Below are 10,992 nucleotides of genomic sequence, written 5' to 3' on the forward strand. Positions count from 1 at the left end.
TCGCGTGCCGTGGTCACCATCGCGGCGGCTCCTTCCCCGGAGAGGCGCACCAGTGGCGCCCCGCTGCCCGGATCTGTGCCGCTCCGGGCCGCGAACTCGCCGGGGAAGCGCCCCTGTCACCCGCCCGACACCGCGTCGGGGACCGGCCCGGCCGCTGAGGCGGACCTTAGTAAGTACGGCCTGCCTTGCTGGCGCACCCCTTACATCGAGCGTACTTTCGGGGATACGCAAGGGGGAGGCGGGCGCGTTCGGCCCGCCGGAACGAGGGGAGAACCATGTCCGTCATCGAGGCCCAGGCACCGCTGCACGAGGCCCACCGCGACAACCACACGCACCGCGACGTGAACGGCGGTTGGCTGCGCCCCGCCGTCTTCGGCGCGATGGACGGACTCGTGTCCAACCTCGCCCTCATGACCGGTGTCGCCGGCGGCGCGGTCTCCTCGGGGACCGTCGTCGTCACCGGCCTCGCGGGCCTCGCCGCCGGCGCCTTCTCGATGGCCGCCGGCGAGTACACCTCCGTCGCCTCGCAGCGCGAACTCGTCCAGGCCGAACTCGACGTCGAGCGGGCGCAGTTGCGCAAGCACCCGGTGGACGAGATGGAGGAGCTGGCCGCGCTCTACGTCTCCCGGGGCGTCGAGCCCGCCCTCGCCCGCGAGGTCGCGATGCAGCTGTCGAAGGACCCCGACCGGGCCCTGGAGATCCACGCCCGCGAAGAGCTGGGCATCGACCCCGACGACCTGCCGTCGCCGGTGGTCGCGGCCGTCTCGTCGTTCGGCTCGTTCGCGCTCGGCGCGCTGCTGCCCGTCCTGCCGTACCTGCTCGGCGCGACCGCCCTCTGGCCCGCCGTCCTCCTGGCCCTCCTCGGCCTCTTCGCCTGCGGCGCCCTGGTGGCCCGGGTGACCGCCCGCGGCTGGTTCTTCAGCGGCGCGCGCCAGCTCGTCCTGGGCGGAGCCGCCGCGGCCGTCACGTACGGGCTCGGCATGCTCTTCGGCGCGGCGCTGTAACCCGCGCGGCCCCCGGGGCCCGGCCGCGTCCCGCACGGGGCCCGGCCGCGTCCCGCTCCTGTCGCCCGCGCCACCCGTACGGCCCCATGATCCGTTCCGTATATCCATGCGGCCCCGCCCCCGGCGTCCCGTCGTCCCCGGGGGCGGGGCCGCCCGGACATAAGCCGCGTAATCGCTGTGACGTATCTCCCTGTACCGATCCGCCGCGGCGGTGAGACACTATGCGGGACGCCACATATCGAGCCGGTTACCCGGCGGTTTCGAACTCCTGGACACCGGGAAAGAGGCAGGAGCGTCACTGGGCAACGAAGCCCGTATCGGTGACGGCTCGCCGGAAGACCGGAAACCCCCTCGCACCCCCGATCCACCCCCGCCGGACAGGCCGGGCCGCCGCGTCCCCGTGGTGGGACCACCCCGTCGCCGCGCGCCGATGGTGTCCGCATGCTGGAATGAGCTATCCGCTTCGCGAGAAGCCAGCCATCATGTAACCTGCACGAAATTTTGCGGAGGGCCAACGTCGTCCCTCGGTAGTCACTCCCCCAGACTTCGTCTGGGAGGTGCCCCAAGCCACGACGACGACGGGAGAGCCGATGCGTTCCGACGCCTGGTCGCCCATGGACGGTCGCCCCGCTCCGCAGGGGATGTACGACCCCCGTAACGAACACGACGCCTGCGGTGTCGGGTTCGTGGCCACCCTCACCGGTGTACCGAGCCACGAGCTGGTGGAGCAGGCGCTGACCGTACTGCGCAACCTCGAACACCGCGGTGCCACCGGTGCCGAAGCCGACTCCGGAGACGGCGCCGGCATCCTCCTCCAGGTCCCCGACGCCTTCCTCCGCGAGGTCGCCGGATTCGGGCTCCCCGAGGCCGGCGCCTACGCCGTGGGCACCGCGTTCCTCCCCAAGGACGACACCGACGCCACCGCCGCGAGGATCGGGACGATCGCCGCCGAGGAGGGCCTGACCGTCCTCGGCTGGCGCGAGGTCCCCGTCACCCCCGAGCTGCTCGGCGCCTCCGCCCGCTCCACCATGCCGGTCTTCCGCCAGCTCTTCGTCGCGGACGCCGCCGGCGCGGCCACCGGCATCGCCCTGGACCGCAAGGCGTTCGTCCTGCGCAAGCGCGCCGAGCGCGAGGCCGCGACCTACTTCCCCTCGCTCTCCGCCCGCACCCTCGTCTACAAGGGCATGCTGACCACCGGACAGCTGGAACCCTTCTTCCCGGACCTGTCGGACCGCCGCTGCGCCACCGCCGTGGCCCTGGTCCACTCCCGGTTCTCCACCAACACCTTCCCCAGCTGGCCGCTGGCCCACCCGTACCGCTTCGTCGCCCACAACGGTGAGATCAACACCGTCAAGGGCAACCGGAACTGGATGACCGCCCGCGAGGCCCAGCTCGCCTCCGACGTCCTCGGAGACGGCTCCCTGGAGCGGATCTTCCCGGTCTGCACCCCGGACGCCTCCGACTCGGCCTCCTTCGACGAGGTCCTGGAACTCCTCCACCTCGGCGGCCGCTCCCTGCCGCACGCGGTCCTGATGATGGTCCCGGAGGCGTGGGAGAACCACGAGACCATGGACCCGGCCCGCCGCGCCTTCTACCAGTACCACTCCACGCTGATGGAGCCCTGGGACGGCCCGGCCTGCGTCACCTTCACCGACGGCGTCCAGGTCGGCGCGGTCCTCGACCGCAACGGTCTGCGCCCCGGCCGCTACTGGGTCACCGACGACGGCCTCGTCGTCCTCTCCTCCGAGGTCGGCGTCCTCGACATCGACCCCGCCCGGGTCGTCCGCAAGGGCCGCCTCCAGCCCGGCAGGATGTTCCTCGTCGACACCGCCGAGCACCGCATCGTCGAGGACGACGAGATCAAGAACGCCCTCGCCGCCGAGCACCCCTACGCGGAGTGGCTGGAGACCGGCGAGATCGAACTCTCCGACCTCCCCGAGCGCGAGCACATCGTGCACACCCACGCCTCGGTCACCCGCCGCCAGCAGACCTTCGGCTACACCGAGGAGGAGCTGCGCGTCATCCTCGCCCCGATGGCCCGCACCGGCGGCGAACCGCTCGGCTCCATGGGCACCGACTCGCCGATCGCGGCCCTGTCCGCCCGCCCGCGGCTGCTCTTCGACTACTTCACCCAGCTCTTCGCGCAGGTCACCAACCCTCCGCTCGACGCCATCCGCGAAGAGCTGGTCACCTCCCTGCGCTCCTCGCTCGGCCCCCAGGGCAACCTGCTCGAACCGACCCCCGTGTCGTGCCGCAGCGTCACCCTGCCCTTCCCGGTGATCGACAACGACGAGCTGGCCAAGCTCATCCACATCAACGCCGACGGCGACATGCCCGGCATGAAGGCCACCACCCTCTCCGGCCTCTACCGGGTCTCCGGCGGCGGCGAAGCCCTCGCCGCCCGCATCGAGGAGATCCGCGCCGAGACCGACACCGCCATCGAGGGCGGCGCCCGCCTCATCGTGCTCTCCGACCGGCACTCCGACGCCGAGCACGCCCCGATCCCCTCGCTGCTGCTCACCGCGGCCGTCCACCACCACCTCATCCGCACCAAGCAGCGCACCAAGGTGGGCCTGCTCGTGGAGGCCGGAGACGTCCGCGAGGTCCACCACGTCGCCCTGCTCATCGGCTACGGCGCCGCGGCGGTCAACCCGTACCTCGCCATGGAGTCCGTCGAGGACCTGGTCCGCGCCGGCACCTTCATCGAGGGCCTGGAGCCCGAGCAGGCCATCCGGAACCTGATCCACGCCCTCGGCAAGGGCGTCCTCAAGGTCATGTCCAAGATGGGCATCTCCACCGTCGCCTCCTACCGGGGCGCCCAGGTCTTCGAGGCCGTCGGCCTGGACGAGGACTTCGTCACCACCTACTTCAACGGCACGGCCACCAAGATCGGCGGCGCCGGCATCGACGTCGTCGCCCAGGAGGTCGCCGCCCGCCACGCCAAGGCGTACCCCGTCTCCGGCGTCGCCTCGGCGCACCGCGCCCTGGACATCGGCGGCGAGTACCAGTGGCGCCGCGAGGGCGAGCCGCACCTGTTCGACCCGGAGACCGTCTTCCGCCTCCAGCACGCCACGCGCACCAAGCGGTACGACATCTTCAAGAAGTACACCGAGCGGGTCAACGAACAGTCCGAGCGGCTGATGACGCTCCGCGGCCTCTTCGGCTTCGCCACCGGCGACCGCGACCCGGTCCCCCTCGACGAGGTCGAGCCGGCCTCCGAGATCGTCAAGCGCTTCTCCACCGGCGCCATGTCGTACGGCTCCATCTCCAAGGAGGCGCACGAGACCCTCGCCATCGCCATGAACCGGCTGGGCGGCAAGTCCAACACCGGCGAGGGCGGCGAGGACCCGGACCGCCTCTACGACCCGGCCCGCCGCTCCTCCATCAAGCAGGTCGCCTCCGGCCGCTTCGGCGTCACGAGCGAATACCTGGTCAACGCCGACGACATCCAGATCAAGATGGCCCAGGGCGCCAAGCCCGGCGAGGGCGGCCAGCTGCCCGGCCACAAGGTCTACCCGTGGGTCGCCAGGACGCGTCACTCGACGCCCGGCGTCGGCCTGATCTCCCCGCCGCCGCACCACGACATCTACTCCATCGAGGACCTGGCGCAGCTGATCCACGACCTCAAGAACGCCAACCCCGAGGCCCGCGTCCACGTGAAGCTGGTCTCCGAGGTCGGCGTCGGCACGGTCGCGGCCGGCGTCTCCAAGGCCCACGCGGACGTCGTCCTCATCTCCGGCCACGACGGCGGAACGGGCGCCTCCCCGCTCACCTCCCTCAAGCACGCGGGCGGCCCCTGGGAGCTCGGCCTCGCCGAGACCCAGCAGACCCTGCTGCTCAACGGCCTGCGCGACCGGATCGTCGTCCAGACCGACGGCCAGCTCAAGACCGGCCGCGACGTCGTCATCGCCGCGCTGCTCGGCGCCGAGGAGTTCGGCTTCGCCACCGCCCCCCTCGTCGTCTCCGGCTGCGTCATGATGCGCGTCTGCCACCTCGACACCTGCCCGGTCGGCATCGCCACCCAGAACCCGGTCCTGCGCGACCGCTTCTCCGGCAAGCCCGAGTTCGTCGTCAACTTCTTCGAGTTCATCGCCGAGGAGGTCCGCGAGATCCTCGCCGAGCTGGGCTTCCGCACCCTCGAAGAGGCCGTCGGCCACGCCGAGCTGCTCGACACCGACCGCGCCGTCACCCACTGGAAGGCGCAGGGCCTCGACCTGACCCCGCTCTTCCACGTGCCCGAGCTGCCCGAGGGCGCGGTCCGCCACGCCCTGATCGAGCAGGACCACGGCCTGGAGAAGGCCCTCGACAACGAGCTGATCCAGCTCGCCGCCGAGGCCCTCGACGCCCCCTCCGCCGAGGAGGCCCGCCCGGTCCGCGCCCAGGTCGCCATCCGCAACATCAACCGCACGGTCGGCACCATGCTCGGCCACCACGTGACGAAGAGGTTCGGCGGCGCCGGTCTCCCGGCCGACACCATCGACATCACCTTCACCGGCTCCGCCGGCCAGTCCTTCGGCGCCTTCCTGCCGAGCGGCGTCACCCTCCGCCTGGAGGGCGACGCCAACGACTACGTCGGCAAGGGCCTCTCCGGCGGCCGCGTCGTCGTCCGCCCCGACCGGGGCGCCGACCACCTGGCCGAGTACTCCACCATCGCGGGCAACACCATCGCGTACGGCGCGACCGGCGGCGAACTGTTCCTCCGCGGCCGCACCGGCGAGCGGTTCTGCGTCCGCAACTCCGGCGCCCTCGTCGTCTCCGAGGGCGTGGGCGACCACGGCTGCGAGTACATGACCGGCGGCACGGCCGTCGTCCTCGGCGAGACCGGGCGCAACTTCGCGGCCGGCATGTCGGGCGGCGTCGCCTACGTGATCGACCTCGACCGGGACAACGTCAACACCGGAAACCTGGGCGCGATCGAAACCCTGTCGGACACCGACGCGGAGTGGCTGCACGAGGTCGTGCGCCGCCACCACGAGGAGACCGGTTCCACCGTCGCCCGGAAGCTCCTCGACGACTGGGACGCCGCCGCGGCCCGCTTCAGCAAGATCATCCCCACCACGTACAAGGCAGTGCTCGCCGCCAAGGACGCCGCTGAGCTCGCCGGCCTCTCCGAGGCCGAGACCACCGAGAAGATGATGGAGGCGGCGACCCATGGCTGATCCGAAGGGCTTCCTCACCACCGGCCGCGAGGTCGCCGAGACCCGTCCCGTGGCCGAGCGCGTCCGCGACTGGAACGAGGTCTACGTCCCCGGCTCCCTGCTGCCGATCATCAGCAAGCAGGCCGGCCGCTGCATGGACTGCGGCATCCCGTTCTGCCACAACGGCTGCCCCCTCGGGAACCTGATCCCCGAGTGGAACGACTACGCCTACCGCGAGGACTGGTCGGCGGCGCAGGAGCGCCTGCACGCCACCAACAACTTCCCGGAGTTCACCGGCCGCCTCTGCCCCGCCCCCTGCGAGGCCGCGTGCGTGCTCGGCATCAACCAGCCGGCCGTCACCATCAAGAACGTCGAGGTCTCCATCATCGACAAGGCCTGGGACGGGGGCGACGTCAAGCCGCAGGTGCCCGAGCGCCTCTCCGGCAAGACCGCCGCCGTCATCGGCTCCGGCCCGGCGGGCCTCGCCGCGGCCCAGCAGCTCACCCGGGCCGGCCACACCGTGGTCGTGTACGAGCGCGCCGACCGCATCGGCGGCCTGCTGCGCTACGGCATCCCCGAGTTCAAGATGGAGAAGCGGCACATCAACCGCCGCATCGAGCAGATGCGCGCGGAGGGCACCAAGTTCCGCACCGGCATCGAGATCGGCCGCGACCTGATGGCGACGGACCTGCGCAAGCGGTTCGACGCCGTGGTCGTCGCCGCCGGCGCCACCACCGCCCGCGACCTGCCCGTCCCCGGCCGCGAGCTGAACGGCATCCACCAGGCGATGGAGTACCTGCCCCTCGCCAACAAGGTGGTCGAGGGCGACTTCGTCGCCCCGCCCATCACCGCCGAGGGCAAGCACGTCGTCGTCATCGGCGGCGGCGACACCGGCGCCGACTGCGTCGGCACGGCCCACCGCCAGGGCGCGGCCTCGGTCACGCAGCTGGAGATCATGCCGCGGCCGGGCGAGGAGCGGAACCCGGGCCAGCCCTGGCCGACCTTCCCCATGCTGTACAAGGTCACCTCGGCGCACGAGGAGGGCGGCGAGCGGGTCTACTCCGTCTCCACCACCCACTTCGAGGGCGACGAGGACGGCAACGTCCAGTTCCTCCACCTCGTCGAGGTCGAGTTCGCCGACGGCAGGCTGAACCAGAAGCCGGGCACGGAGCGGAAGATCCCCGCCCAGCTCGTCACCCTCGCCATGGGCTTCACCGGCACGGACGTCCAGAACGGCCTGGTCGCCCAGTTCGGCCTGGAACTCGACGAGCGCGGCAACATCGCCCGCGACGCGGACTTCGCCACCAACGTCGACGGCGTCTTCGTCGCCGGCGACGCCGGACGGGGCCAGTCCCTCATCGTCTGGGCCATCGCCGAGGGCCGCTCCGCCGCCCGCGGCGTGGACCGCTACCTGACCGGCGCCAGTTCCCTGCCGGCCCCGATCCGCCCGACGGACCGCGCCCTGACGGTCTGACCCGGCCGGATCACCCCCCTGAACGTCCCGCACAACGACGTGCGGAACCGAGCACGGCGCCCCCCGACCTGTCCCCGACCGGACGACCCGGGCGGGCGCCGCTGCGCGTCCGCGCCCGCCACCGGAGGGCGCCCCGGCCCGGAGGGCGCCCCGGTCCGGACGGCGCCCCGGCCCGGAGAGGGGCGCGGGCCCGGAGGGTGGGGGAGGGCCCCGGAAATCGGTGGCCCTCCCGGCCCCCGGCGTGAATCATGACGCCCATGACCTCTCTCGTACGCCACGTGACCATCGACTGCGCCGACCCCTACGCCCTCGCCTCCTTCTGGGCGGAGGTCCTCGGCGCCGAACTCTCCGACGAGGACGCGCCCGGCGACGACGAGGTCCTCGTCGCATCGCCCGGAGCCGGCCTCCTCTTCATCCGGGTGCCCGAACCGAAGACGGTGAAGAACCGCGTCCACCTCGACGTCCAGCCGCAGGACCGCACCCGCGACGAGGAGGTCGAGCGGCTGCTCGGCCTCGGCGCCGCCCTCCTCGGCGACCACCGGAACCCCGACGGCACCGGCTGGGCCACGCTGGCGGACCCCGAGGGCAACGAGTTCTGCGTCGAGCGCTCCCGGGCGGAACGCGCCGCCTCCTGACCGCCGCGCGGAACCACCGGAAATCCGGACGGAAGACGTCGGGTATCCGGTGTTCCCTGGAACCATGGGAGACACCGGAACCACCTGGCCGGCCTTCGAGGCCGTCGAACCCGAACTCGCCGCGACCGTGCGCGAACGCTTCGGCGCGTACGCCCACCACGTCCTCGCCACCGTACGGAAGGACGGCTCGCCCCGCCTCAGCGGCATCGAGGCGGACTTCCGCGACGGCGAACTGTGGCTGGGCATGATGCCGCACTCGCGCAAGGCGCTCGACCTGCGCCGCGACCCCCGGTTCGCCCTGCTCGCCAACCCCGGGCCCGGCACCGACATGGCCGGCGGCGACGTCCGGATCTCCGGACGGGCGGTCGAGATCACCGACCCCGGGGCCCTGGAGCGGTACGCGGGGGCGGCGGGCGCGCCCCTGCCCCTCCACCTCTTCCGGGCCGAGCCGGCCGAGGTCGTGCGGACCCGGGTGGAGGGCGAGGAGATCGTCCTCCGCTGCTGGAGGCCGGGACGGCCCGCGTGGACGATCCGGCGCGGCAACGACGACGCCCCGCCCCGCGAGGAGACGTGAACGGCCGGACCCCGGCCCCGGCGGCTGTGAGGTCGCCCACGTCCGGACAGGGCCGCCCGGCCCCCGACCGGCCCTCCGGCCCGCACCGACCGCCCGCCCCCGCCCCTCCGGGTGCCGGACGGGCGGGGCGGGAAGGTTCCGGGGCGCACTATTGTTCCGGTAGAGACGACCGGAGTCCGCACCGCGTGCTCCGGCGCCAGCGACCGGGGCCGCACCGCGCGCCCCGGTGGTGAGACAGCCGGAGCCCGCACCGCGTGCTCCGAACAGAGCAGCCGGGGCCCGCATCGCGCAGGTGCGGGCCCCCGCTGCGCCGCGCACCGGCCAGAAGGGCACGGCGGCGCACCGGCCAGAAAGGCACGAATGACCCGCTCCGAGCGCCCCCACAAGCGCGGCCCCCGTCCCGACCGGGCGAAGTCCGCGGCACAGCCGAAGACCGCCCGCGGCGGCCGCCGTCCGGCCACGCCCCCGCCGCCGAGCGAGTTCACGCCGCCGGTGACCGTGACGCCCGCGCTGCCGGCCGTGGCCTCCTTCGCCGACCTCGACATGCCCGAGGCCCTGCTGCGGGTCCTGGGCGAACAGGGCGTCACGGAGCCGTTCCCGATCCAGGCCGCGACCCTGCCGAACTCGCTGGCCGGCCGCGACGTGCTCGGCCGGGGACGCACCGGCTCCGGCAAGACCCTCGCCTTCGGCCTCGCCCTGCTCGCCCGCACCGCGGGCCGCCGCGCCGAGCCGACCGCGCCCCTCGCCCTGGTCCTGGTGCCCACGCGCGAGCTCGCCCAGCAGGTGACCGACGCCCTCACCCCGTACGCCGCCGCCCTGCGGCTGCGGATCACCACGGTCGTCGGCGGCATGTCGATCTCCCGGCAGTCGTCCGCGCTGCGGCGCGGCGCCGAGGTGCTGATCGCCACCCCGGGCCGGCTCGCCGACCTCATCGACCGGGGAGACTGCCGGCTCGACCGGGTCGCCGTCACCGTCCTGGACGAGGCCGACCAGATGGCCGACATGGGCTTCCTGCCGCAGGTCACCAAGCTCCTGAAGCAGGTGGAGCCCGGCGGGCAGCGCCTGCTCTTCTCGGCCACCCTCGACCGGAACATCGACAAGCTCGTCAAGATGTTCCTGGACGACCCGGTCGTGCACTCGGTCGACCCCTCGGCCGGCGCGGTGACCACCATGGAGCACCACGTCCTGTACGTGATGGACGAGACCGACAAGAAGGCCGTCACGCTGCGGATCGCGGCCCGCGACGGCCGGACGATCCTCTTCCTGGACACCAAGCGGTCCGTGGACCGGCTCGTCAAGCGGCTCCTCGCCAACGGCGTGCGGGCCTCCGGGCTGCACGGCGGGCGTTCGCAGCCGCAGCGCAACCGGACCCTGGACCAGTTCAAGAGCGGCCAGGTCACCACGCTCGTGGCGACGAACGTGGCCGCGCGCGGCATCCACGTGGACGACCTCGACATGGTCGTGAACGTCGATCCGCCGATGGACCACAAGGACTACCTGCACCGCGGCGGCCGCACCGCCCGCGCCGGCGAGTCCGGCAGCGTCTTCACCCTGGTCCTGCCCGAGCAGAAGCGCGACATGGGCCGGCTGATGTCGAACGCGGGCATCAGCCCCCGCACGGCGCAGATCAAGTCCAGCGACGAGGAACTGGCCGAGCTGACCGGCGCCCGGGAGCCCTCGGGCGTCCCGGTCGTCATCGAGGTCCCGCAGCCGGCCCCGGCGCGCAAGCCGGCCGCGTCCCGGAGCGGTGGCGGCGGCACCGGTGGCGGCCGTCGCCGCCGCCCGGCCTCCGCCGCCGGCACCGGCGCCGCGTCCACGGGCTCGGCGCGCGGTTCCGCCTCGGCGGGCGGCGCGGGGCGCGGCTCCGGCGCGGGCCGGGGCACCGGCTCCGGCCGCGCGTCGGCCTCCGGCACGGGTTCCGGCCGCGCGTCGGCCGGGGGCGCCGGCCGCGGCGGGCGCCCGACGGCGGGAACCGGCCGCCCGCGCGGCTCCCGGCCGAGGCCGACCGACACGTAACCCCCGGCGGGGGAGCACGGGGACCCGGGCACGGTGACCCCGGTCGCGGGGGGGGGGGGGGGGCCGGGCCCCCCCCCCCCCCCCCCCCCCCCCCCCCCCCCCCCCCCCCCCCCCCCCCCCCCCCCCCCCCCCCCCCCCCCCGCCCCCCCCA

General features: G+C 73.4%; 5 protein-coding genes and 1 pseudogene. All 6 read left to right on the forward strand.

The genetic code is table 11. The features are described 5' to 3' along the window. Positions 1 to 275 precede the first annotated feature (275 nt). The 6 genes and pseudogenes from ACZ3IL_RS21100 (at position 276) to ACZ3IL_RS21125 (ending at position 10,841) form a co-directional block, all read left to right on the forward strand. A complete protein-coding gene (locus ACZ3IL_RS21100) occupies positions 276 to 1,004 on the forward strand; it encodes a VIT1/CCC1 transporter family protein (protein ID WP_467392136.1) in 729 nt (242 codons plus the stop codon). A 590-nt stretch (positions 1,005 to 1,594) separates the two neighbouring features. Next, positions 1,595 to 6,163, forward strand: a complete 4,569-nt coding sequence (gene gltB, locus ACZ3IL_RS21105) for a glutamate synthase large subunit (protein ID WP_467392138.1) — start codon at positions 1,595 to 1,597, stop codon at positions 6,161 to 6,163. After that, on the forward strand, positions 6,156 to 7,616 hold the full coding sequence (locus ACZ3IL_RS21110) for a glutamate synthase subunit beta (RefSeq protein ID WP_467392140.1): 1,461 nt from the start codon (positions 6,156 to 6,158) through the stop codon (positions 7,614 to 7,616). Before gltB ends, ACZ3IL_RS21110 begins: the two co-directional genes overlap by 8 nt. A gap of 257 nt (positions 7,617 to 7,873) precedes the next feature. Continuing rightward, positions 7,874 to 8,245: pseudogene (locus ACZ3IL_RS21115) on the forward strand (VOC family protein); the annotation flags it as partial. 70 nt (positions 8,246 to 8,315) lie between these two features. Next, positions 8,316 to 8,825 carry a pyridoxamine 5'-phosphate oxidase family protein gene (locus tag ACZ3IL_RS21120; RefSeq protein WP_467392142.1) on the forward strand — a complete coding sequence of 170 codons (510 nt, stop codon included), beginning with the start codon at positions 8,316 to 8,318 and terminating at the stop codon, positions 8,823 to 8,825. Between the two features lie 360 nt (positions 8,826 to 9,185). Beyond that, entirely contained in the window at positions 9,186 to 10,841 is a 1,656-nt protein-coding gene (locus tag ACZ3IL_RS21125) for a DEAD/DEAH box helicase (RefSeq protein WP_467392144.1), read from the forward strand. Positions 10,842 to 10,992: the final 151 nt, after the last annotated feature.

The organism is Streptomyces sp. NPDC014907 (assembly GCF_055562975.1).

Excerpts from the sequence above, each read along its gene's own strand:
- ACZ3IL_RS21100 (WP_467392136.1), top strand. The coding sequence starts at position 276 with ATGTCCGTCATCGAGGCCCAGGCACCGCTGCACGAGGCCCACCGCGAC.
- gltB (WP_467392138.1), top strand. The coding sequence starts at position 1,595 with ATGCGTTCCGACGCCTGGTCGCCCATGGACGGTCGCCCCGCTCCGCAG.
- ACZ3IL_RS21110 (WP_467392140.1), top strand. The coding sequence starts at position 6,156 with ATGGCTGATCCGAAGGGCTTCCTCACCACCGGCCGCGAGGTCGCCGAG.
- ACZ3IL_RS21120 (WP_467392142.1), top strand. The coding sequence starts at position 8,316 with ATGGGAGACACCGGAACCACCTGGCCGGCCTTCGAGGCCGTCGAACCC.
- ACZ3IL_RS21125 (WP_467392144.1), top strand. The coding sequence starts at position 9,186 with ATGACCCGCTCCGAGCGCCCCCACAAGCGCGGCCCCCGTCCCGACCGG.